At 36.4% G+C, this 25,105-nt stretch carries 19 protein-coding genes; 8 read left to right on the top strand and 11 right to left on the bottom strand.

What is annotated here, in order from left to right; genetic code table 11:
* The first annotated feature begins 1 nt into the window (after window position 1).
* Both JJL45_RS06540 and JJL45_RS06535 read left to right on the top strand, forming a co-directional pair.
* Window positions 2-1,063 carry an AAA family ATPase gene (locus JJL45_RS06540; protein WP_082935879.1) on the top strand — a complete coding sequence of 354 codons (1,062 nt, stop codon included), beginning with the start codon at window positions 2-4 and terminating at the stop codon, window positions 1,061-1,063.
* Window positions 1,064-1,333: 270 nt separating this feature from the next.
* Entirely contained in the window at window positions 1,334-2,665 is a 1,332-nt protein-coding gene (locus JJL45_RS06535; protein ID WP_068602552.1) for a DUF58 domain-containing protein, read from the top strand.
* A 174-nt stretch (window positions 2,666-2,839) separates the two neighbouring features.
* Here the strand turns inward: JJL45_RS06535 and JJL45_RS06530 are convergent, their stop codons facing one another.
* Window positions 2,840-3,319 carry a Dps family protein gene (locus tag JJL45_RS06530; RefSeq protein WP_067149541.1) on the bottom strand — a complete coding sequence of 160 codons (480 nt, stop codon included), beginning with the start codon at window positions 3,317-3,319 and terminating at the stop codon, window positions 2,840-2,842.
* 109 nt (window positions 3,320-3,428) lie between these two features.
* On the opposite strand from JJL45_RS06530, the gene JJL45_RS06525 reads away from it, so the two are divergent.
* Window positions 3,429-4,367, top strand: coding sequence for a LysR family transcriptional regulator (locus JJL45_RS06525; RefSeq protein ID WP_068602553.1), 939 nt, complete (start codon window positions 3,429-3,431; stop codon window positions 4,365-4,367).
* Between the two features lie 37 nt (window positions 4,368-4,404).
* Here JJL45_RS06525 and JJL45_RS06520 read toward each other — a convergent pair whose 3' ends face one another.
* The 5 genes from JJL45_RS06520 to JJL45_RS06500 all read right to left on the bottom strand — a co-directional run bounded on the left by JJL45_RS06520 (window position 4,405) and on the right by JJL45_RS06500 (window position 8,125).
* On the bottom strand, window positions 4,405-5,406 hold the full coding sequence (locus JJL45_RS06520) for a hypothetical protein (RefSeq protein WP_202664355.1): 1,002 nt from the start codon (window positions 5,404-5,406) through the stop codon (window positions 4,405-4,407).
* The gene (locus tag JJL45_RS06515; protein WP_068602554.1) at window positions 5,384-6,433 is read right to left on the bottom strand and encodes a cytochrome-c peroxidase; all 1,050 of its coding nucleotides are present in this window, start codon (window positions 6,431-6,433) and stop codon (window positions 5,384-5,386) included. The genes JJL45_RS06520 and JJL45_RS06515 overlap by 23 nt, the downstream gene beginning before the upstream one ends.
* Window positions 6,434-6,486: 53 nt before the next feature.
* Entirely contained in the window at window positions 6,487-7,272 is a 786-nt protein-coding gene (locus tag JJL45_RS06510; protein ID WP_068602555.1) for an MbnP family protein, read from the bottom strand.
* A 204-nt stretch (window positions 7,273-7,476) separates the two neighbouring features.
* Window positions 7,477-7,806: a hypothetical protein gene (locus JJL45_RS06505; RefSeq protein ID WP_068602556.1), complete on the bottom strand. Its 330-nt coding sequence runs from the start codon at window positions 7,804-7,806 to the stop codon at window positions 7,477-7,479.
* Between the two features lie 124 nt (window positions 7,807-7,930).
* Complete coding sequence (locus tag JJL45_RS06500; RefSeq protein ID WP_068602557.1) at window positions 7,931-8,125, bottom strand: hypothetical protein; 195 nt, start codon at window positions 8,123-8,125, stop codon at window positions 7,931-7,933.
* A 468-nt stretch (window positions 8,126-8,593) separates the two neighbouring features.
* On the opposite strand from JJL45_RS06500, the gene JJL45_RS06495 reads away from it, so the two are divergent.
* Window positions 8,594-11,617: a T9SS type A sorting domain-containing protein gene (locus JJL45_RS06495; protein WP_068602558.1), complete on the top strand. Its 3,024-nt coding sequence runs from the start codon at window positions 8,594-8,596 to the stop codon at window positions 11,615-11,617.
* A 181-nt stretch (window positions 11,618-11,798) separates the two neighbouring features.
* Here the strand turns inward: JJL45_RS06495 and JJL45_RS06490 are convergent, their stop codons facing one another.
* Together JJL45_RS06490 and JJL45_RS06485 are read right to left on the bottom strand one after the other, a co-directional pair.
* Window positions 11,799-12,599: a TIGR00266 family protein gene (locus JJL45_RS06490; protein WP_068602559.1), complete on the bottom strand. Its 801-nt coding sequence runs from the start codon at window positions 12,597-12,599 to the stop codon at window positions 11,799-11,801.
* 509 nt (window positions 12,600-13,108) lie between these two features.
* Window positions 13,109-13,564 (bottom strand): DUF4442 domain-containing protein, encoded by a 456-nt coding sequence (locus JJL45_RS06485; RefSeq protein WP_068602812.1) that lies wholly within the window; start codon window positions 13,562-13,564, stop codon window positions 13,109-13,111.
* Between the two features lie 147 nt (window positions 13,565-13,711).
* Here JJL45_RS06485 and JJL45_RS06480 point away from each other — a divergent pair, with 147 nt between their 5' ends.
* The 4 genes from JJL45_RS06480 (at window position 13,712) to JJL45_RS06465 (ending at window position 17,186) form a co-directional block, all read left to right on the top strand.
* Window positions 13,712-14,149, top strand: coding sequence for a DUF4870 domain-containing protein (locus JJL45_RS06480; protein WP_068602560.1), 438 nt, complete (start codon window positions 13,712-13,714; stop codon window positions 14,147-14,149).
* Between the two features lie 129 nt (window positions 14,150-14,278).
* Window positions 14,279-14,623, top strand: a complete 345-nt coding sequence (locus tag JJL45_RS06475; protein ID WP_067149520.1) for a PadR family transcriptional regulator — start codon at window positions 14,279-14,281, stop codon at window positions 14,621-14,623.
* Window positions 14,616-16,343: a PspC domain-containing protein gene (locus JJL45_RS06470; RefSeq protein WP_068602561.1), complete on the top strand. Its 1,728-nt coding sequence runs from the start codon at window positions 14,616-14,618 to the stop codon at window positions 16,341-16,343. The genes JJL45_RS06475 and JJL45_RS06470 overlap by 8 nt, the downstream gene beginning before the upstream one ends.
* 120 nt (window positions 16,344-16,463) lie before the next feature.
* On the top strand, window positions 16,464-17,186 hold the full coding sequence (locus tag JJL45_RS06465; protein WP_068602562.1) for a head GIN domain-containing protein: 723 nt from the start codon (window positions 16,464-16,466) through the stop codon (window positions 17,184-17,186).
* Window positions 17,187-17,251: 65 nt separating this feature from the next.
* On the opposite strand, the gene JJL45_RS06460 is transcribed toward JJL45_RS06465, so the two are convergent.
* From JJL45_RS06460 to JJL45_RS06440, 3 genes are all read right to left on the bottom strand, one after another.
* Window positions 17,252-18,061: an HAD family hydrolase gene (locus JJL45_RS06460; RefSeq protein ID WP_068602563.1), complete on the bottom strand. Its 810-nt coding sequence runs from the start codon at window positions 18,059-18,061 to the stop codon at window positions 17,252-17,254.
* A gap of 132 nt (window positions 18,062-18,193) precedes the next feature.
* Complete coding sequence (locus JJL45_RS16265; protein ID WP_068602564.1) at window positions 18,194-20,440, bottom strand: discoidin domain-containing protein; 2,247 nt, start codon at window positions 20,438-20,440, stop codon at window positions 18,194-18,196.
* A gap of 374 nt (window positions 20,441-20,814) precedes the next feature.
* Window positions 20,815-24,873 carry a chondroitinase-B domain-containing protein gene (locus JJL45_RS06440; RefSeq protein WP_068602565.1) on the bottom strand — a complete coding sequence of 1,353 codons (4,059 nt, stop codon included), beginning with the start codon at window positions 24,871-24,873 and terminating at the stop codon, window positions 20,815-20,817.
* Between the last annotated feature and the right edge of the window lie 232 nt (window positions 24,874-25,105).

Raw genomic sequence — 25,105 nt, 5'->3', positions numbered from 1 at the left:
TATGGACGAGAATAACACCCCACAAGAACATCAAGATTATTTGCCAAACCAGGAAAATAGTACGGTATCTACATCACAAACGGAGGCTAATAATCTACAGTTTCAAAACCGTTTAGATCTTAGCGCATTACAAGCCAGCGTTCAAAATATAAAGACTGAAATAGGCAAAGTTATTGTTGGCCAAACCGACATGGTCGATATGCTTATTGCGTCGCTTTTAGCCAAAGGACATTCGTTAATTGAAGGGGTGCCTGGTGTGGCAAAAACCGTTACGGCCAAACTATTGGCCAAATCATTAAGTGTTGATTTTAGCAGGATTCAATTTACTCCCGATTTAATGCCTAGTGATATTTTAGGAACGTCCATTTTCAACCTAAAAAACTCAGAATTCGAATTTAAAAAAGGGCCTATTTTCTCAAATATGATTCTTATTGATGAGATTAACCGATCGCCAGCCAAAACACAAGCCGCTCTTTTTGAAGTGATGGAAGAACAGCAAATTACCATCGACGGACATCAATATGCTTTAGATGCGCCTTTTATGGTTATAGCCACTCAAAACCCCGTAGAACAAGAAGGGACCTACCGTTTACCTGAAGCGCAATTAGACCGTTTTTTGTTTAAAATCGATGTGGATTATCCAAATTTAGAAGAAGAAATTGAAATTATTAGTCGTGAGCACCTTTTACAAGACAAGGCGAAAACCGATGAAATCACGTCTTTTTTAACCGCATCGCAAATTATAAGCTATCAAAATCTCGTAACGCAAGTTATTGTAGAGAAACACCTTATTAACTACATCGCACAAATTATTGTGGCCACTAGAAGCAATCAGTTTTTATATTTAGGAGCTTCGCCTCGTGCTTCTATTGCCATATTAAAAGCGAGTAAGGCCTTTGCTGCCATGACTGGTCGTGATTTTGTAACACCTGAAGATATCAAACGAGCTGCAGTTCCTGTGCTTCATCACCGTGTTATTGTTACGCCAGAGCGCGAAATGGAAGGCGTGAGCAGCAAACAGATTATTAAACAAATTATTGAAAATGTGGAGATTCCGAGGTGATTTTTAGTAGACAGTTGCAGTGGTCAGTCGCAGTAGACAGTCACAGTTTTCAGGGTCCCAATTATATCACAGAGATGCACGGAGAATTCACAGAGACACACAGAGAATAAATAGTTTTGAAAACCACGAACCAACAGCTAACAACCAGCAACCATTAACCAAGAGGGACCGTAAATATTACTCAGAGATACTCGGAGAATTCACAGAAACACACAGAGAATAAATAGTTTTGAAAAACCAATAACGAATAACCATTAACCAATATCCAATTTGAAACCCCTAAAACCATTCTACATACAACCTCGATTTTTTTATGCTGGTATCGGCATTGTTGTGTTGTTTGCATTGAGCTACTTTGTTCCATTCTTATTTTTGGTGGCACAGTTACTCATTTTGGTTTTGTGTATAGTTTTTATTTTGGATATACTCCTCGTATTTATAGGTAAAAACAAGGTTGAAGGTGAACGCGTATTACCAGATAAATTTTCGAATGGTGATATGAATTTAGTGGAAATCACTATTAAAAATAATTACCCCATTAAAATTCACTTTGAGATTATTGATGAGATTCCTGAGCAATTTCAAGTACGGGATTTTAAGCTAAAACGCTCGATAAGCTCTAAAAAATCGGAAACCATTCCATACCATTTAAAACCTACCGAACGTGGTGTTTACCAATTTGGAGATTTAAACATATATGCTTCATCGGTTTTAAAAATGGTAGCCAAACGCTATACCTTTAATACAGACAGTAGTATTCCAACCTATCCGAGCTACAAGCAATTAAAGAAATTTGAGCTACTAAACATCAATAAAAATTCACTTGATTATGGTTTAAAAAAAGTCCGTCGTCTCGGACACTCCATGGAATTTGAACAAATTAAAGATTATGTTTCTGGCGACGATTTACGCACCATCAATTGGAAAGCAACGGCCAAGAAGAAACAATTAATGGTGAATCAATTTCAGGATGAAAAATCACAGCCTGTATATGCGATAATCGATAAAGGCCGTTTAATGAAAATGCCTTTTAACGGGTTAAGTCTACTTGATTACGCCATAAACGCTGCTCTAGTTATAAGTCATGTGGTTTTAAGGAAACATGATAAAGCAGGTTTGTTTTCCTTTTCAAAAAACATAGACAATGTGGTGATTGCTGAACGAAGAAATTCGCAAATGCGTCTCATTCTAGAAGCGCTTTACAATGTGAAAACCGATTATTTTGAAAGTGATTTTAGTCGCTTATACGGCAACATTAAAAAACACATTACCCACCGTAGTTTGCTTTTAATGTACACCAATTTTGAAACTTTAAACGGATTAGAACGTCAGTTACCCTATTTAAAAGCCATTTCTAAAAGTCATTTGCTAGTTGTTATTTTCTTTAAAAACACCGAAATCGACCAGATGATAAAGGGTAAGGCAGAAACCATTCAGCAAGTCTATGATAAGGTGATTGCTGAAAAGCTAGAATATGAAAAACGCCTGATTGCCAACGAACTTAAAAAATACGGTATTCATTCTATTTTAACCACGCCAGAGCATCTCACGATTGATACGATAAATAAATATTTAGAGATTAAAGCTCGGGGGATGTTGTAGTAACCATTCTGAATTAAATAAAAAGACGGTCTAGAAAGTGATATTTTCGTCAACCTGAACTCGATTCAGGTTCTCATAATACAAAGTTATCAGTAGGATGAGATTCTGAAATAAATTCAGAATGACGCGTAAACACTTTCTAGACCGTCTATGTTTTATGGGTTATAGACGACCTTAAACCGTTTCGCTCAACCAAGCTTTCATCATCCAAACCGTTTTTTCTTGCTCGGTAATAAAGTCACTCATCATAGAGTTTGTACCTTCATCATTAGCATCGCCAGCTTTTTCTAAAAGGTCTCTTTCTATTTTAAGAAGTTCCGCTAAAGAATCTACAATTAATCGTACGGCTTTATCATCCTTAGAAATGTTTTTCCCTACAGGAACTTGTGCTTTCGCCGAATAATCTTCGAAAGTATGTAAAGGGGTTCCGCCTAAGGTTAAAATACGCTCGGCTATTTCATCTACTTTAGTATTTGCATCGGTATATAACTCCTCAAATTTCACGTGTAAATCGAAGAAAGCTCTTCCTTGAATGTTCCAGTGGATACCTCTTAAGTTTTGATAATATATTTGAAAATTAGCTAATAGATGGTTTAAATCTTCAGCTAAATCATTTGCTTTTTCTGTGTCTAATCCGATACTATTTAATTTCATTTTTCTTTGTTTTTTTTATTCGTTCTTACAAATTTACTCTATTAATAACAGTTTAAATAATAGATATAATTGATAGTTTTTATATTTTTATAGCCTAAATTGATGATAGATGACGATAACACAATTGTACTATGTTCTAGCTGTTGCAGAAAACCAAAACTTCACCAAAGCGGCTGAAAAATGTTTTGTAACCCAGCCTACTTTGAGCATGCAAATACAAAAACTAGAGGAGCAATTAGATGTACAAATATTCGACCGTACCAAAAAACCAATTGAACTCACTGAGGTTGGAAAAAAAATAGTTACTCAAGCTAGGAACATTGTAAACGAGTCTTATCGTATTCAGGATATCGTCGATCAACAAAAAGGCTTTATAGGAGGTGAATTTAAGTTAGGCATTATCCCAACAGTGATGCCCACTCTATTACCGATGTTTTTAAAAAGCTTCATAAAAAAACACCCTAAGGTGAAACTTAAAATTGAAGAATTGACTACCGAAGAAATTATGGCTAGAATTAAAGATGGCCATTTAGATGCGGCCATTGCAGCAACCCCTTTGGAAGACGAAAATATAAAAGAACGGGTGCTTTATTTCGAACCCTTTGTGAATTACATTCCAAATGGCCATCGTTTACACAAACAAAACAAAATTGATGTCGCTGATTTAGATGTTGATGATATGCTGCTTCTTGAAGACGGCCACTGTTTTAGAGACGGCGTTCTCAATTTATGTAAGGCTTTTAAAAATCATACCGATGATAAGTTTCAATTAGAAAGTGGTAGTATTGAAACTTTAGTTAAGCTTTCCAACGAAGGCCTTGGCATGACATTGCTCCCTTATTTGCACACTTTAGACTTAAACAGTGAGGAGAAAATTAATTTACACTACTTCAACGAACCTACTCCGGCTCGTGAAGTGAGTATAATTTACCATAAAAGTGAATTAAAAATGCAAATTATTGAAGCTTTACAAGATGTGATCTCTGGTATAATTAGAGGTGCCATAGCCTTTCAAAACGTACAAATTATTAGTCCGCTACCCAAATAGTAAGAGGACCAATCAAAGAAGTAATTCATTTACAGATTTACAAAGTCAAATTTAAGTATAAGGAAAACTTGTTTTTTGCGTGTACGTTATCGCCAAATAGATTTTGCTGAATAGGAAAAGTGTAATTAGCTCCTACGGTAAACTTATTAAAAACAACTTCCGAGCCTACAGTTCCGCTAAAACTATTGCCTTTGGTTTCTGGAATGACTTCGCCAAATTGTTCTATAGAATCGTAAATATCACCCGAAACACCAACAAACGGCATAGCTATAAAAGTGGTTTTAGGTATGGAATAATAAAAATTTGAAGCATAACTAAATTGATTTCCAAAACGGTAATCATTTTTATTGGCGGTTTTAGCATAGTAAGTCGCTGTTGTATTAACCCCAATTTTACCAGCGCTGTACCCGTAGTTTAGAGCAAAAATACCGTCCCAGCTTCCTGTTCCTACTTGGAACCCTGGGTTTACGTAATCGGTTAGGGATTCTTCAAATTCGCCAGTAGGCAATTTAACACCTAAACCAAACTGAATTCTGTGGCCTGAAGGTTCTCTTTCAGTTGAAAAAACCACGTCACCAGCCTTTTGCTTTTTATAAAATGTTAACTGATACCAGCCTATAACATTCATATCCCCAATACCGTTAATATGTTCTGTTCGGTGTGTGAAATCACGATATAAATCTTGATAAGGAATGATGCTACTTACATAAATTTTTTCGGTAATAGGTACGCGTCCCCAAACTTGATAAGTATTAAAACTTTCTTTTGAAGTAGGTGAATTTTCAAAAATACCATCCTTAGATTCAAAACTCTGATAGATGTATCGCACCCCAACAAAATTGGAATTTTTTAATGAGCCAAAACCAAAACTGCCACTACTTGTAGAACATCCACAAAGATCGCATTCGGGAGCAAATTCTGAATGCTGATGCATGGGACAATACGGCAATGGTTCTAATGCTTGATACTTAAACGGTATAATAACCAGAATGAAGCACAACCATAGACTTTTTATATTAATATTCTGAAAATCTTTCATCTTCTAAAAATTCATAATCTGTTAATGTTAGTAAAAAAGCGATAATGGCTTCTTTATCCTGCGGGCTTAAATCAATCCCTAGAGCACCGTCTTCTTTAATTAAGCTTGCATCCACTTCTCCCCCATTTTCTACCATGCCATCACTATAGAAATCTAAAACTGCTTTTAAACTCCCAAAACGACCATCATGCATATACGGAAAAGTCTTTTCAATATTTCTTAAACTAGGCACTTTAAACTTGTAAAAATCGGACACGTATCCAGAAACGCGTTTTCTACCTTCTTCTTCGGGATGCTTTATATTGTAAGGAATGCCGTTATTACGATAAGATTGATCGGAAAACAAATCTCCAGTATGACAAGAGGCACATTTATTATTAAAAACACGATAACCTTCAGCCTCTAAAGCAGTAAACTCAGCATTTTCTTCTTGACGGACCACTTTATCATATTTAGAATTTGAAGACACCATCATCACCATAAATTGGGAAAGTGCTTTTAACAAGCGCTCTGAATTTATTTCTGGAGTACCAAAAGCGCGATTAAACAATTCTGGATATTCAGATGAATTCCTTAATTTTTCCAATACGGAAGGCATGGTTTCATTCATTTCAACCTCGGCCGTAATAGGAATAATAGGCTGTAAGTCTAAATGAATGGCAGCGCCATCCCAAGTATATTCATCGAAATAAGCCAGATTTTGTATGGGTTGGGTATTCCTAAATCCTTCTAAGCCATTTTCACCATGACTAATGGTATGACCGTGATGTGTAAACCCTGAAGATTGCTCATGACAAAATCCACAAGAAATAATACCACTTGACGACAATTTCCCCTCATAAAACAACTTTTTACCAAGCTCAAACCCCATATCTGTTAAAGGGTTAGCTGACAAATCGTACTTAAGGTCTGGGAAATTAGCAGGGGTTTCAAACACTAAATCTTGAGGTTCTACAGGTACATAGGTCTCTTCAGAACATGACCATAACGCCCCAAAAAGGGTTATAATTAATCCTATTTTTTTCATGCCAAAAAGGGGGCCTGATTGAGCGTAAACCCAATCAAGCCTATAAAATATTATTAATTATGTACGTGATGCACCATAAACATACCACTCACATTAGTAGCAATTTGAGGTGATTTTACAGCATCCACATGAATTTGAGGAGCATCATCAAGTTTAAACTGTGTTGATCCATCTAATACTTGAGATAAATCTGAAACAATATGTACCACTGGTGAAATATCCGTTCTTACACGTGCCGTTGTAGGCATGTCTAAAGTAATCTCTTTGTAGTTGTCTAAAGCCGTTCCGTGGCTTCCCATATGGAATGCAAAAGCTGTTTCGGTAGTAGTCGTTGCCGAGGTATATAAGCCTTCATAAACAAAAAACTTGTAACCAGCTTGCCATGACCACATCATCCCAGCTTCTTCAGCTTTCGATAAAAAATCACCTTGTCCAGTAGCACCTTCAAGGTATTTCTCTTGATCGACACCAAGTCCGAAAGTTATTTTTTTATAGTTTCCTGCTGGAACATCAGATAAATCGATAAATAAAGAATTTTCATCAGATTCATTTACAATAAAGTAAGACTCATTTTTTGGAACGGTATAAACCTCACCATCCTCATCTTCTAATCGAATATTGCTCACGATGTATTTCACATCTGAGATTTTTATTTTTTCAGTATCCACAGCGCTATACACGCTGGTTTCTAAAAGCAAATCGGAATCGTTATAGGCATTATCAAATTCAACGGTTAGTACTCCTGTTCCTGTTATGTTATCATTATTTACATCGTCAGATGAACATGATAAAATAGATATAGCAAGCATGATGATACATGCGAATTTTGTAGTTTTCATTAATGTTTTGGAATAAAATATAATTGTACTTTTTTAGGCAAGCACTTTTAAAGCCTTGAAAAAACATCATAGTATTCTATAGAAAAGCATGTTTTTAAATGCGCTCTTCGCTAGATAATATATATATATTTATGTTCTGGAAAACATTCTATGATTTAGAATGCTGATGTATTTATCTTGAGAATCATCAAGACATTATGAAAACTAACACATGGGTGGTCGAAACAAAGAAGAATCCCTTAAATAAGTATAATGTTTGTCGTAACTAAATATTTTGCTTTTATCTGTAGTGATTATTTGAGGGTTACGATTTATATCGTGAGTTTGAGGGTTGTTAAAAACCACATAGAAACACTCCAATAAAATGGAATGGCTTGCATTTGAATCTTCGTCTGGAGTACTTTGCTGTAATTGCTTGGCTAAATGACATTTCCCATTACATTGAAACTCTGGTTCCTCTTTATTAACACAGTAATTCTCAATAATGTAATCAATATTTAGCTCATAATAGGCCACTTGCCCAAGGTAGTACATGGGTCTTACAGAAAGTATTAAAAATAATATGACAGCTAAAAATGGTTTCAGTGTGCTTTTTTTTGCAAATATAGTGCAGGAAACTATAATACATAAAAAAGGCGACTAAAATCGTCGCTTTTTTTTATTTTAAATAAATTAAACATTGGTTTAATTCTGGATTTTGATGCACTAAAGACAAAATAAAAATTTTAAGTTCTTCTACTTCGTATGGTAATAGTCTTTGAACTGCTTTTTGCACTTCTCTGCAAAATAAGTTACTGTCGAAACTCACTTTATCGAGTACAGTTTTCGTGTACTCCATCATTGCTCTTGCCATAATTTTATTTAAAGTTTAGGTTTGGTGTAAAAATTAGTGTAATAAGTAGATTTGTTAAATAGGCAGTTATTTTATAAAAAATTACATTCTAAATTTACTAAAAATTTCCATAACTCGCTCTTATTAACACAAATTTAATTATCTCAATATGAGTTTAAGGGTTGGAAAAAACAGATTAGCCCTTATAAATACCATGTCTACCTGCTAGTTAAAATTACAAACCTTTTTTTGATTTTATTAAAAGTCTACGATATGTATTAACAATATAGAAACAAACAATTAATGAGCAAAACGTAAAACAAAGATTACTGCAATAGAAATACAAATACTACATTTAAAATGTAATTCATAAAAAATCAAGGCACTTGTGTTCAAAATTATAAGAACTAAACGTTATTCAATTAGAAAATTTTTATTATTGTACTGAAGTCAATCAATTTAACAAGTGCCCTAATTTAATACCTACTCATGCTTAAAATTAAATATTTAGCCTTTTTTATAACTATACTCATGGTCAATTTTAGTCACGCCCAAACTGGTCCTGGGGGTGTGGGTACTAATGATGGTACTTCAAACCTCATCATGTGGTTTCGCCCTGACCATGGGGTTTCAACATCGGGATCTGCAGTTGATTCTTGGGAAAATGCTGCTGGTGTTGCGGCTTTCAACATGAGTGAATCTACGACACAAAGGCCAACACTAACGACTAATGCTGTTAATGGTTATGACGAGGTTAGCTTTAATGGAAGTAATAGATTAAGAACAGGAATGACTCTTACTGCTTCTAATTTTATAGTTGATGAAGCCTCTTCCTTCGTTGTCATAAAAGCAGACAATATCACTCAAAGATCTTGTGTATATACCACCGACCCCCTTGTTGGCTCAACCAGGTTTACTTGCCATATCCCTTGGAATGGATCGGTATATTATGATATAGGAAGTTGTTGTGGTAATGATGCCCGTATTCAGATTAGTGGTCTTACAGGCTTAACTAATTACTCCATTTGGTCCTATGATGCTAATCCAACAACAGGGAAACAACTTTATAGAAATGAAAATTTGTTACAAACTAGAGGTAACACAACAACCTATAACTCTTATAGCACACAACGCTTTAACCTAGGAGGCAATACCTCCGGCACTGAGGGTTTTGTAGGCGACATGACTGAAGTTGCCATTTTTAAAACCAAAGTAAATACTGCACAAAGAATCATTATTAATAATTATTTATCTGCAAAATATGATCAAACACTTACGGCTAATAACTTTTATCTTCAAGATAATGCGGCTAATGGCGATTTCGATCATAATGTTGCTGGTATAGGCCAAGCTAGTGATGGTTCAAGTCATACCGATTCACAAGGTACAGGGATTGTTAGAATAAACACCCCTTCGAATTTATCTAATGGTGATTATTTATTTTGGGGTGAAAATATTAAAGACGCTACTTATGAGTTCGCTACCAATACTACTAATTACACCGAACAGTTAAACACCACATGGCGTGTTAGTAAAGCCAACAATTTGGGTACTGTTACGGTCACCTTTGACATAAGTGCTATAGATTTATCTGGTTTTCAAGGCACTACTTGTTCGCCGTTACAATTAATTTTGGATAACGATTCTGATGTTTCATCGCCTACTTCAGTTTACCCGCTTAGCATTTCAGGAACTACGGCTACTGCAACAGGCGTTTCTTTTTCTAATGGTGATTACTTCACACTACGATACACCGACCAAATTGTTTGGGATGGATCGGCGTTTTTTAATGGTTCTGGTACAGCCAATGCACCAAGTGCCGCTGACGCTTGTTTAAAATTAACTGTAAAAGCTGGAAGTCCGGCCACCTTAAATGCTACGGCCCATGTGAGAGAAGTAGAAGTGGAACCGGGTGCTACATTAAATGTTAATGACGGGTTACTTATAGAAGTTGAAGACTTTGTAACCATTGATGGTACCCTAGACTTATTAGGGGAAGCTCAGCTCATACAGAATCACTCTTTAGCAACTTCAAATTCTGGAAACGGATCATTGATCATTAGACAACAAGGCACCACAAATTTATATAACTACAATTACTGGAGTGCTCCTGTTAATAGAGTTGACCGATGGGAAATTGGCTGGCTTGAAGATGCTAATGGACCAATAAGTTTTTCTTCCAATGTAGATGCCGACCCATCCACTTCGCCAATTACTTTAAGCAGCAGATGGCTGTATACTTTTAGCGGTAATACTAATAATTATGCAGATTGGCAGAAAATAGAAACCGGTACAGTAATAAGTCCAGCTGTAGGCTATACTCTAAAAGGCTCTGGAGCTACAGGCACAGAACAAGAGTACGTTTTTAAAGGCATACCAAACGATGGGGAATATACCAAAGTAGCATTTCCTGGATATGATTTATTACTAGGAAACCCATATCCTTCAGCTTTAAATGCTGATCAATTTATTGCTGACAATACAGGCATTATAGACGGGACCCTTTATTTCTGGGAGCATTTCGATTCTAATAACAGTCACTACCTTAAAGATTACGAAGGCGGGTATGCCACCTATAACCTGATGATGGGAACTCCTGCCGTTGCTGATAATTCTGGCCTAACCAGCGGAAGTGGCTTTGCTACAAAAGCAGCACCTACCGGAAACATCAGTGTTGGACAGGGCTTTTTTACCACAATTATTGCTTATGGGGATGTTATTTTCAACAACGCGCAGCGTGTTTTTGCAAAAGATTCAGATGCAAATGGAACTCTAGGAGTAGGAAGTATTTTCTATAAGTCCAACAGCAATAAATCAACGACGACTCAAGATAATAGAACCAAAATATGGTTTGCGTTTTTAGAGCCCAACAACATAAAGAAAATCTTTGGCTTGGGTTACGATCCAAATCATGCCACCATAGGTTATGACAATGGTTATGATGCGATATCTTTTGATGAATTTAAAAATGATATTTACTGGCCATTGGAGGGCAAGGAATTAGTTATCCAAGCCTTACCTCATATTAATATCGAGGATGAATTGCCAGTTACTATAAAAGCTACCGATAGCGGTATTTACAAAATGACTATTGATGATTCACAGCATCTACCTAATGCCTTGGAAGTGTTTTTAAAGGATTATGAAACGAATAGCTACTTTGATCTAAGAAATACCATCGCGGAAATTAATCTACAAAGTGGGACCTATGAAAACCGATTTGCTGTTGTGTTTCAAAAAGAAAGTCTTTTAAATACTGAAGGGGCTACAAAAAACGCCGTTACCGCAACTTACAATAAACCAACAGAAACCCTAACTTTAAATCATATTGAAGATTTAAGTAATATCGCCTCCGTAATAATCTATGATGTTAATGGTAAAAAAGTCATCACGAAAAGATCGTTAAAATCGGCTAGTATTGATGTTAGCGCATTAAGTGAAGGCTTATACATATTAAATTTAAAACTGAAATCGGATTCTAATAAGCACTCTATGAAGTTCCTTAAATATTAGGCATAATTGTGAAAAATTAAAAGCTGTCTGAAAAGTTTAAACCATCGTCATGCTGTGCTAGACATAACATGACATCACATTAAATTCCATGATTATGAGAATCTGAAATAAATTCAGATTGACGAAACATCAACTTATTCAGACAGCCCTACTTGTATAATTTCACGTTCTTCGGCTTAACCTAAAAACGGTTATCACCATCAAGTAAATCACCGAGACCGCCTAACACACTGCCTTCGCCTTTACGCTTTCCTCCTGCTTGAGGTGCAGTGGCCAAAACGCGACCAGCTAATCGACTAAAAGGCAAAGACTGAATATAAACGGTTCCAGGACCTCTCAATTTCGCAAAAAACAAGCCCTCGCCTCCAAAAATGGTGTTTTTAATACCGCCCACAAACTCGATATCATAATCAATGGTTTGATCGAAACCAATAATACAGCCTGTATCCACACGTAAAGTTTCTCCTGCCTTAAGTTCTTTCATAGCCATAGTACCTCCAGCATGTACGAATGCCATACCATCGCCTTCAAGTTTTTGCATGATAAACCCTTCGCCTCCAAATAATCCACGCCCTAAACGTTTGGAAAACTCAATACCAATACTCACGCCTTTAGCTGCACATAAAAAAGCATCTTTCTGACAAATAAATTTACCGCCGAAGCGGTTTAAGTCTATGGGAATGATTTTGCCAGGATACGGTGATGCAAAAGAGACCTTGCGCTTTCCGTTTAGGTTATTATAAAAGGCTGTCATAAATAAACTTTCACCCGTAAGAATGCGCTTTCCTGCTCCTAATATCTGACCTAAAAACCCAGGATCCTTTTGTGAACCATCACCAAAAATGGTTTCCATTTGGATGCCTTCTTCCATCATCATAAAACTTCCGGCCTCGGCTACGACACCTTCTTGTGGATCTAATTCAATTTCTACGTATTGCATTTCCTCACCGTAGATTATGTAATCAATTTCGTGTGCTGTCATTTTTTTCGATTTTTGTTGATAATAATATGTTGCTCCCTTTTTAGTTTTGTTACAGTGATTTTATTTTTTTCACAGAGTTTAACTGCGATTTTTCTTTGTAGACCTTTGTGTCTTCTCTGTGAATCTCGGCGTAAATATTTCTATTTCTCAGAGTTTCGCTGAGCTAACACAGAGACACACAGAGCTTTTTCTTTGTGAACCTTCGTGACTTTTCTGTGAGACTCTGCGTAATTTTTTTTTATCAGAGTTTCGCTGAAATAACGCAGAGATACACCGAGTCTTCTTTGTGAACCTTAGCGTCTTCTCTGTGAGGCTCGGCGTAAATATCTCTTTTCACAGAGTTTCGCTGAGGTAACACAGAGACACACAGAGCTTTTTCTTTGTGAACCTTAGCGCGTTCTCTGTGAATCTCGGCGTAAAGTTTTTTTCACAGAGTTTCACGGAACTACCACAGAGATACTCAAAGCTTTTTCTTTGGAGCCTCTAGGTATTCTAGTAACAACAAAAAACTAAACCTTAAGCTTAACACTCCATTCAAAATGAAAGGTAGAAACCTCATCCCCTGCTTCATCAACACCAATGGAAGTCATCGTTAAAGTTTCGCCAGCTCCGGTTGCGATCGCCTTTTCTAACAAGGCATCGACCAATTCTCCATCCTTACAGGTAAAGGTAATTTTCCCTCTAGCTTTTTTGGAGTAGCTAGCCCTATTGGCAGTCACCAACATGGACATTTTTTTACCTGTCAACTGGATTTTTGCCATCATCAATGCGCCAGTTGTAAACTCAGCAGCCATACCTTGAACAGCCCAAAACATCGACTTAAACGGATTTTGATTTATCCACCGGTGTTTCACAACAACCTCACATTTTTTATCATTTATAAACCGTGTTCTTACGCCGCACAAATAAGCCGCAGGCAGCTTAAACGCCATATAAGTATTTAATTTTGTAGGTGTTATATTCATACACATCATTTAAATTCACTCCCTAAGTTAAGCAATAAATTTGTTGTCACAATTGTTAATATTATGTTAAATTTAGGTACTATGCGTAACATAATACCTTTTTAAAGACATATATTTGCATAAGAAACTATTATACGTTTTCACATTATGGAAGATAGACAACAAAAAAATATTGCCACATTTATTCACTTATCATCATTTACAAGATTTATTTTTCCTTTCGGAAATTTTATAGGGCCTTTAATATTATGGCTATCCAATAGAGATAAATCTGAATTTATCGATAAGAATGGTAAACAAATCATCAATTTCCAGATTAGCATCTTGCTTTATGCGATCATTATAGCTTGTATTGCTATTCCGTTTTTTCTGTTGTCCATTTTTGGCAATATAGCCTTCAGTAATTTTGAAGGTATTGAGCTCGATATCAATCAGCCTTCTGTCATCCTATTCACAGCATTAGGCTTAGGTGTAATAGCGATCGTGGCTTTCGTATTGGAACTGGTGTTAATCATTATTGCAAGTCTCAAGGCCAGAGATGGCGAAATTTATAAATACCCTTTAACCATACAATTTTTAAAATAAACAGATAGACGGTTTCAGAAAACAAAAAAAAATCAATCAAAAAGCGAATTGTTTCATCATATAAAAGCTTTTAAAACATACTGAATTTCATCACCTCAGCAACCAATTAAAAGCAAAAAAATACAACACATGAAAATAGAAAACACAAAAGCCCAAATGCGCAAAGGCGTTTTAGAGTTTTGCATTCTATCGGTCTTAAAAGATGAAGATGCCTACGTGGCCGAAATTTTAAGCACTTTAAAAGATGCCAAACTTCTTGTGGTAGAAGGTACCATTTACCCTTTGCTTACCAGACTTAAAAACGCCGATCTTTTAAGTTACCGCTGGGAAGAGTCTACCTCTGGACCACCTAGAAAATACTACGGTTTAACAGAAACAGGAAAACTGTTTTTAGAAGAACTTAGTAGTACTTGGAATGAACTTCAAAACGCAGTAAACATCGTAACAAGCCAAAAAAATAACAGCAATGAATAAAACAGTAAACATAAATTTAGGAGGTATATTTTTTCATATTGATGAAGACGCCTACTTAAAACTTCAAGGTTATTTGGAGTCTATAAAACGCTCTTTAGCAAACTCGCAAGGTAGCGATGAAATTATTGCCGACATTGAAGCGCGAATTGCAGAACTTTTTAACGAACACTTAAAAAACAACAAGCAAGTTATTAGGCTTAGAGAGGTAGATGAAATCATTTCAATCATGGGGCAACCTGAAGATTATGTGGTTGATGAAGAAATTTTTGAAGACGATCCGAGCACGAATCAAAATAAATCTACTCGCTCTAAAAAATTATTTAGAGATCCCGACAACTCCTATATCAGTGGGGTATCGTCTGGATTAGCGCATTACTTCGGTATTGATGCCATTTGGGTTAGATTGGCTTGGATTCTTTTAGTTTTTGGTGCAGGAACAGGCGTATTACTTTATATTTTACTGTGGATTTTAGTTCCTGAAGCTAAAACTACAGCCGAAAAAATTATGATGACCGGCGAGCCTGTTAACATTAGTAATATTGAAAAAAAAATAAAAGACGGCTTTGACAACGTCTCTCAAGTTGCCAAAAATGTAACTGATTCGGTATCGAAAGCAGCTAAAAATGTAGACCTAAAAAAAGGCACGAGTTCTATTAAATCGACGTCAAAAACCTTTTTTGATAGCCTTGCCGATGCCGTTATGGTCTTGCTTAAAATATTTGCTAAATTCATAGGTATTTTACTCATTATCATAGGAGCATCAACCTTAATCGCGCTTATTGTTGGCCTGTTCTCCATTGGCGTAGCCGATATCGTTCACATTCCAGGTTTAGATAACCTCGATCTAGTAAACGTAGGTAACACCCCTATCTGGTTGGTCTCACTCGCTATATTTTTTGCTGTAGGGATTCCGTTCTTTTTCTTGTTTTATTTAGGTCTTAAAATTTTAATCAACAATTTAAAATCTATTGGAAACATTGCCAAATTCACCTTGTTAGGCCTTTGGATTTTATCTATAATCACCTTGGTTATTTTTGGTATCCGACAAGTAAGCGAGCACGCGTTCGAAGAAAGTTATATTGAAAAAAACGAGCTCTTTATTAAAGCTAACGATACTTTAATGGTTAAAATGAGCCATAGCGACAAATTCAACTCTAGCTTTAGCCGCGATGATTTTAAACTAGCACACGATGACAACGGCAATAAGATTATGTATTCATCTGATGTTCGTATTATGGTAAAATCGACTTCCGATACACTGGCCTCACTTTCTATCATAAAAAGTGCCAATGGAAGAAACTATGAAACAGCTATAGCACGAGCAAAAAACATCAACTATCATTATGAAGTTAACAACAACAACAACAACTTGATGCTAGATGCTTTTTTAACTACAGATATTAAAAACAAGTACAACGACCAAGAAGTTGATATCATACTCTATCTACCAGAAAACACCGTGGTATATTTTAGTAGTAATACAGAAGACTTTATTCGTCATAACAACCATGAAGGTCATTTGATATCTGACAAGAACACCAATCATTTTATCCGCATTATGGATAATAACTCGAAGTGTTTAGATTGTCCAGATGAAGATTTTAATGTTGAAGTCGACACACCTGAAGTTAAAATTGACAGCAACGGCATTAAAGTTGAATCCGAGGAAGTTAAAATCAATATTAGCAGTAAAGGCATCCAAATAAAATCTGATCAGTAACAATTCATCTTTAAAAAACTACAATTCAAACACTTAATTTTCATCAACATATATATTCTAAGGATATTTATGACATCAAATTAAAAATCAAGCATTAATCATCATCAAAAAACGAACATTATGAGCACTTTAATCAAAATCATTGTTAGCACGGTATTAAGCTTCATGCTTCTTTCTTGTAATCTCGATATCAGTCCTGGAGAACGAGGTAATGGCCATGTAACCACCGAAACCCGCCCTTCTAACGCAGCCTTTTCAACCATAAAAGCGGCCGAGGGTTTGGATGTTTATTTAACCCAAAGTGACGAAGTAAGCATTACGGTAGAAACCGACGAGAACCTTCAGGAACTTATATTAACCGAAATTAAAGACGGTGTTTTAAACATACACACCAAAAAAAATATTGGTAATTCGACTTCTAAAAAAGTAAGGGTTCATTTTAAAAACATTTCTGAAATAATATCATCAAGCGGCAGTGATGTTTACGGCACCAATACCATAAAAGCTGAATCATTAAAGCTAAAATCTAGTAGCGGAAGTGATATGGAACTTGAAGTGAATACCCAAGCTTTACATTGTAAATCGTCAAGCGGATCGGACCTGAAACTCTCTGGAAAAACCGTAAACCTTTTGGCCGAAGCCTCTAGCGGTAGCGCTATAAAAGCAGCCGATCTATTTGCTGAAGCTACGGAAGCCAAAGCCTCTAGCGGATCGGATATTACTATAAACACTTCAAAATCTTTAATTGCTAAAGCCTCAAGTGGTGGTGATGTTAATTATTTTGGAAACCCTGAAAAAGTAGAAAAAAGCAATAATCCTTCTGGAAGTATTAAACAGAAGTAAAAAAATCATCAACTTGAACATGTAACCTTTCAGTTAAGGCATATTCAGGTTGATGGTCTTAAACCTTATCCAAGCTTGGCTTGAAGTAGTTCCTCTAACACCGACTCGACGCCTTCATTCGTATTACTTTTAGTCTCGAAACGCGCTATTTTCTTCACATCGGGATGCGCATTGGCCATAGCATAGCTGAAATAACCTAGTCCTAACATTTGCAAATCATTGTTATAATCGCCAAAAATTAAGGTTTCATCTGAATTCACATTCAATTTATTCTGAAGCATAGACAAAGCATAGCCTTTATTGGACTCCTTATGAGAAATATCAAGCCAATTTTTTCCTGAAATCGTAACTTGTAATTCGTGAGTCATATCTTCCATAACAGGAAGAATGCAGGTTTCAGAAGATTCAAAATGGTAAACCGCTATCTTGAGAAATTCATCATCAACCACTTTGGTGATATCATCCACGACCTCATAAGCCTTATAGTATTCGCTGAATTTAGCTATAAACACCTCATCTTTAGTTTCAATATAGGCCGCTTTTTTTCCGCATAAAACGATATAGGCTCCAGTAATTGTTCGTAGCTTTTCAACACATTTTTGTACATCTTCCTTAGATAATTTCAGCAACACTTCGGCAACATCTCCATGTTGCATAAACCCACCATTTTCGGCAATAATGGAAATCTCATCCTTTATTTTGTCAAGTTTATGAAGAATGCTTTGGTACTGTCTACCACTAGCAGCCACAAAATGAACCTTATGTTTTTTTAAGGCTTCAAACTGACTAAAAAATCGCGCACTCACTTCGCCTTTAGGGTTAAGCAAAGTACCGTCCATATCTGAAACTACTAATTTTACCTTCGAAAAATCCATAACATCCTTTTTAAGACCAAAATACAATATTATTAAGAAGCTAAACGGTGATGCATATTTTTAAAATGTTAAAACAAAAAAAAGGCAGATGAAAATTAATTCATCTGCCTTTAAATTTATTCTTAAGAAAAATTATTTCTTAATGATGCGTTTATTAACAGCACCTGATTTTCCTTCAAGTCTGAAAATATACATCCCTGAATTCAGGTTTGAAATATCAACAGATGGACTTTGAATCGCTTGATTTAAAACCACTTTCCCTGTTAAATCAAAAACAGTTAGTGTTTCGTAATTGCTTGCACCATTAATATTTACAGTGTTCGCAGCTGGGTTTGGCCAAAAACTTACAGCTTCAACTGAATCGTTTACATTAGCACCTTTAGAAGCACCAGATTTTGATGTTGCTGTACTAGAATATCCAAATACTCTAAGTTCTTCAATACTAATCCAATCTCCAGAGTAATCATCGGCACCAGTAACCGTAATTCTAACATATCTAGCATCGATTTCACTAAAAGAATCTGCTATTGGAGATGAATTTGAACCTCCTGTTGAATTATTAGTTCTGTCTACAACTTCAGTATAAGAACTTCCGTCTTCAGAAACTTCAATAGTATATTGATAAGCACGGTCACCAAAACAAATAACTTCAGTGCTATTAACGGTATATAAACCACCTAAATCGATCACTGTCCACTCAGGGTATGATTCTGCAGACCATCTTGAATCTTCATCACCATCTACTAAATTAGAAGCTGGATTATGAGATTGTTGGCTAGAAAAAGTTACCGATTTCCCTAAAGCCACATTAGTAGATTCTGGAGTTGGCCCACCGCCATTATCACCACCACCGTTATCGCTACCATCACCTGGGAAAACAGCTAATTCTAATAAACTTACCCAGCTACCTGTGTAAGCGTCTGCACCAGTAACCGTAATTTTTACGTATCTAGCATCAACACTATCAAAAGCATCTATAATTGGGCTAGATGCCGATCCTGGTGTTGAGTTATTAGTTCTGTCTACAACTTCGGTATAAGAACTTCCGTTTTCAGAAACTTCAATAGTATATTGGTAAGCACGATCGCTATAACATACTAACTCTGTACTTCCAATATTTTGAACGGCACCTAAATCGATAGTAGCCGATTGTGGGAAACCTGAAACAGACCATCTTGTCCCTGTATCACCATCAACAAGATTAGCTACCACATTAGATCCATCGGCAGATCCTGTTCCTGATACATATTTATTTAATGCTAAATTCGTATCGTCTGAAGGGTTTGATGCTTCTAATACGGTTACATTAGTTGAATCTGTATAATTTCCATCTGAAGTTGTTACAGTAATTGTTGCTGATCCTTCTGAATGTGCAGTCACTACACCTGTAGAACTTACTGAAGCTACAGCATTATTATTAGAGCTATAGCTCACACTTTTATTAGAGGCATCTGAAGGACTTACAGAAGCAGATAATTCTTGAGTTCCACCAATAGCTAAACTCACTGAACTAGGGTTTAAAGACACACCCGTTACATCGATAGGATCGGTTGATCCACCACCATCACCGTGATCTACTAAGAAATCATATACTAATACTTCACCATAGTTATCTGGATCGTCAGTATTATCACCTTCTCTTTCAGGGTTACTTTGCGTATAGTTACCTACTTTAAAATACGTTTGATCGTAGTTTAAGTCCATTACATAGTCGTTACCATCGGCTCTTACTAAGTATGAAGAGGCATTTCCGCTGTTAAAAGCGTTTAATAAGTTTCCATCTTCAGCATAATAACAATAGTGCTTACCATCTTCAACTAAAAAGATAACTTCGTGAATATCACCTAAGTTATAATCTGTTTTAATGGTTACATCATCACGTAGTTTTCCTCCATTGAATGATAAAAATAAATGTGAATTTTCTAATCGCATTACCATAGAATCATCGATACCATCGGCTTTATTTCCATGAATTTGCGTAGCTACTAAATGAGATTTAGTAATTGGTAAATGTGTGATGGCTTGTTTTACATATATCATGTGCGAACCTTCGGTGGTCCAATAGATATCTTTACTTCCATCAACTTCTCTTTCTCTAAGCTCTGAACGGATGTAACTTGAATTAGGCGTTGTTCCGTTATCACTTCTTATTGGCGCTCTAAAAACGATAGCATCGCCAGAATTATTAACATAAAAGAATTCGTTTGATTCACCACACAATTGTTTTTCTTCTACACCATCTGGATAAGTAATTTTCCATTGGTTACAATTACGCATGAGGTCTGAGGGAGCTTGTGCCGTTCCTATTTGAAAGGCCCCTAAAAATAGGGTTGCGCATACCGCCAGCTGGCTTATGCGACTTGATAATGTTAGATTCATTTTAATTTAGTTTAAGTTGTTTTAATAAAATGGCTTAATTGGTTAATCAAACTGGTTGTTCAAAGTGGTGAACCAATTTAATTAAGCGCAATGTATAAGAAAGCACTCTAACTAGCAACTGAAAACCAATATTTTAAATATAACACGTGTAATATTGTCGATGAAATACATCTTTTTAAGGTTTTTTCTTACTAACTACTAACAAAATAACCCTTAAAATATTAACAGATACATATTTTTTAAGGCGATTTTTTAACAAATACTCATTTCAGGTTCCTGTTTTTAGTTCATAAAAAAAGCAGATGACTAAAAATCATCTGCTTTTAAAGGACGTAAAGTCAACTTTTAAAACTGGTTAATACTTCCTTTTTTGTTTAATTTTTAATAATACGTTTATTAATTACTTTATCATTTCCAATAATTCTAAAAATATAAACGCCTGAGTTAAGGTTTGAGATATCAACCGAATCTCCTAATAATGGCTGATTGATCACGACTTTACCCGTTTGATCGAATACCATTACGGATGACACAGCATCTAGTCCACTAATATTTACCGTGTGGCTTGCTGGGTTTGGCCAAAGCGTAACCGCTGGTAAACTGTCGTTTTCCAGTTTATAACTGCTTGATTTTGATATTACTGAAGAATACCCAAACACTCTAAGCTCTTCTATACTTATCCAATCTCCAGAATAACTATTGGCACCTAAAACCGATATTCTTACGTATCTCGCATCAATTTCGCTAAAATCATCTGAAATTGGAGCCCCATTTGAACCTCCTGTAGAATTATTAGAACGATCGACAACTTCGGTAAAGTTATTACCATCTTCTGAAACCTCAATGGTATACTGATACGCACGATCGTTAAAACAAATAACCTCAGTGCTATGAATGGTGTAAAGTCCTCCTAAATCTACAACTGCCCATTCTGGATAGGTTTGAGCCGACCATCTAGAATCTTCATCACCATCAACAAGGTTAGAAGCTGGATTAGTCGATTGCTCGCTAGAATAAGACACCGATTTTTCTAAAGCGACATTGCTAGAAGTTGGTGTAGGTCCAGCCCCGCCACCTGTTAATGTTAACTCATTAAAGTAAACAGTAGCCTCCCCACTATCTTGTAGATAGACACCATTTTTCCAATAACTTGGGAATGACCAAAAAGATACATCAACATTTACTAATTCTGCACCATTAACCTCAACGATCATATCGCCAGAATCTATAGTAATATCACAATCAAAATAGCCGCTAGGTGTCGCTCCAAGATCGATATGAGTTGTGTTTACTCCTGCAGCATCAACTTTAACTGCTGCCCATAAATGGTCATCACTTTGGTAAACACGTAGTAAAGGTTTATTTGGTCCACTACCAACATTGGCATCATCATGAATTTGCATGATGGTTAACTGCTCACAGGTTTGTTCTATAATATTTACATTGGCATGAAGCGTTTGAGAACTGCCATCGACATACCAGTTTTCTAGGAATCTTAATTCCGATCGTTGCGATGTGCCTCCTGAATCTCTAGTTTGGTAAAACGCTAATTTATCGCCATCGGCAACATAAAACGTATTGGAAGCATAGCCTGCAATAATTTCGGCGTCGGTAGCCTCTGTTCCACTTAACGGCGATTGTAATTTACACTGCGCTAAATAATCTTGAAACTTCGCTAAATCGTAAGGCACAGTACCGTTATTAGCACTCCCATTTACAGTAACCGCTGTTGTATCGGTAAAATCACCATCATCTGTAGTTACTGTAATAGTAGCCGAACCTTCTGAAACTGCCGTAACCACACCGTTAGTATTTACTGTAGCCACATTGGTATTGCTACTACTGTAACTTACATCTTTATTAGTCGCATCACTCGGACTAACACTTGCCGATAGTTGCTCGGTATCGCCTTCATCTAAAGTTACATTTGAAGGTGTTAATGACACTGAAGTCACCGCCACTGTTGATGGCGCATCTTCGCCAGCAAACACACGTAGCTCTAATAAACTTACCCAGCTTCCGGTATATGAATCTGCTCCTGTTACTGTAATTTTCACAAATCGGGCATCAATGCTATCAAAAGAATCAGTAATCGGATTTGAAGTTGATCCTCCCGATGTATTGCTACTTCTGTTTACCACTTCGGTGTAATTGCCGTTCTCGGTATTAGATACTGAAATAGTATATTGATAAGCTCTATCACTATAACATACCAATTCGGTGCTTCCTAAAGTATAATTAGATCCCAAATCGATTGTTGCCGTTTGAGGAAAGCCGGAAACCGACCATCGTGTACCTGTATCGCCATCAACCAAATTGGATTCCACATGGGCTCCATCGGCTGTACCCGTACCTTGCACCGATTTATTTAAAGCCACATTATCACCTACCGAAGGTGTTGGCGCTTCTTCAATGGTCACATTTATAGTATCGGTATACCCGCCATCGTCGGTAGTTACAGTAATAGTAGCATTTCCTTCAGCATTACCGGTAACAACACCATTTGAATTTACTGAAGCCACACTCGAACTACTCGTACTATAGCTCACGCTTTTATTCGATGCATCGGAAGGACTTACTGTAACCGATAAAGATTGAGATTCTCCAACAGACAGATTTAAATTGCTAGCTGAAAATGCCACAGAAGTCACCTCAACATTTCCTGATGAAGCAGCTTCTTGTGTTACTTGAATCGTTTGGTTAGACACTCCAGAACCACTTACTGTAATAGTTCCTGAGCGTTCTGAATCGGCTGTATTTTCTTGAACGGTAACGCTAATAGTACCATTACCAGAATCAGAAGATGGCGATACTGCAATCCAAGATTGGTTATCTGTAACCGTCCAACTTACGTTTGAAGACACATTTACAGTTGCCGTGTCGCCTTCCGCAGGAAAATCACTCAAAGAAGCCACTGATAAATAATCACCCGAGCTTCCGTTACCTGTAGCATCCAAAAAGCTAGCACCTACAGAAACACCAACCATACTATTGGTATGTGGTGAAAAAGTTGCAGAACCACTAGCACCACTCACCTCGTGAGCACCAGCATCCATATTAGAATTCGGTCTTGTACGTCCTTCAATATCGTTATTTACAGTAGAACTGTAAACACTACCAGCTGCATTTGCCGCTGGCCCCGAAGCACTAGGTTTAAAAATTTCACCACTAGCAGAAAAATTAGCGTTAGCTTCTGTAATTCCAGAGTTTGAAATACCGATGGTCGTCCCACCAAAAATATTACCTTCATAGGTCATGCCTTGTCCAGTTCCAGAAATATCACCACTTACAATATTCGATTCTGTACTATAAACAACATTATAAGCTAAAACCCCCGTTGGATCGTAGCTAGAACGATCGTTATAAAAAATTGGCGATTCCACATTATATAAGGTATTAAAAGCAACCACGATACCGTCTACTTTTTGATAGCCGTTGGTGGTTCCTCCAGAAGTATCGGATCCTCCTACTAGCGTGATACCATTATTCCATTTATCGCCGCTACTCACCACATCTTGAATGTAGTTGTTGGTAATAACATGGTAACTATCGGTGATTCTAATACCTCCTGTACCTTCTACATTTTCACCTAGAAAATAATTTCCGTCTACTGTAGCACGCGCTCCATGTCGCATCACTAAAGAACCTCTACATCTTCTAAAAGTGTTGTTGCGGTATACGTTATCGGCACTTTTGTTGGTTATAATCTCGTTTTCACCATCAGCTTTGTAAAAATAATTACCTTCTACAGTTACGCTTGCACTTTTATCTTGAAATTCGCTTGTACCAACACGAATTGTTTCACTGTCGCCAGAATGCGTTGTAGAGGGGTCACGCTTAATATAATTATAGAAATAATTGTTTCTAATGATATGCCCTACAGGGTTATAATCATTATACTCTAGTTCCACCAAAACTAGAGCTCCTGGACTATTTTTATTAAGAAAGGAGCAGTTTTCAACCACGTTATTGGTACCATAAAGTACTATCCAACGGTGCTTATCGGTTCCACTAGGGGTTAGATTATTAAATCCGCAGTTTCTAATGGTTGAATGATTGGCATAAGCACTACTCTTTCTAAATTGAATGTGATTATTACTACCTGGCCCACCATTCCAGTAGAACCCATCGATAATAACATAGTCTCCAGAAATATCCATATTGGTTAAGCCCGTAAAGACTACACCTCCAGGGGTTTCTGCTCTTAAGATAATCGGATTTGAAGCGGTTCCGTTTGCAGTGAAATTAATTCTTTGTTCATCACTATAGGTTCCGTTGGTCCAAGTAACCACATCTCCAGGAGATAGGCTTAATGCGTTAAACTCATCGGCTGAGCTAACGGTGTAATCGGCGCCATACGACTGTAAAGCGCACAAGAGTGTCGTAACGAAAAGGGCCATGCGGCCAATTCGTTTAAATAAAAAATGTTTCATTTAAGTTTAGTTTAAGTTTTAATTAAAAAAATGGTTTAATTGGTAAATCAAACTGGTTATTCAAAGTGGCGAACCAGTTTAATTCTTACGCAATGTAAAAGAAAGAAGACAATTTAGCAACTGAAAATCAACATTTTAGACAAACAACACATAAATTAACATTTGAAACGAATTCGATAAAAAGCATTTTTCATGGTTAAAATACATATCAAAACACTTGAAAACCGTTGCT

This window comes from Tamlana sp. s12, from assembly GCF_016767215.1.
GTDB classification, from domain to species: Bacteria; Bacteroidota; Bacteroidia; order Flavobacteriales; family Flavobacteriaceae; genus Pseudotamlana; species Pseudotamlana agarivorans.
The sequence above is the reverse complement of the archived record's forward strand: the minus strand, read 5'-3'. Positions and strand labels throughout refer to the sequence as shown.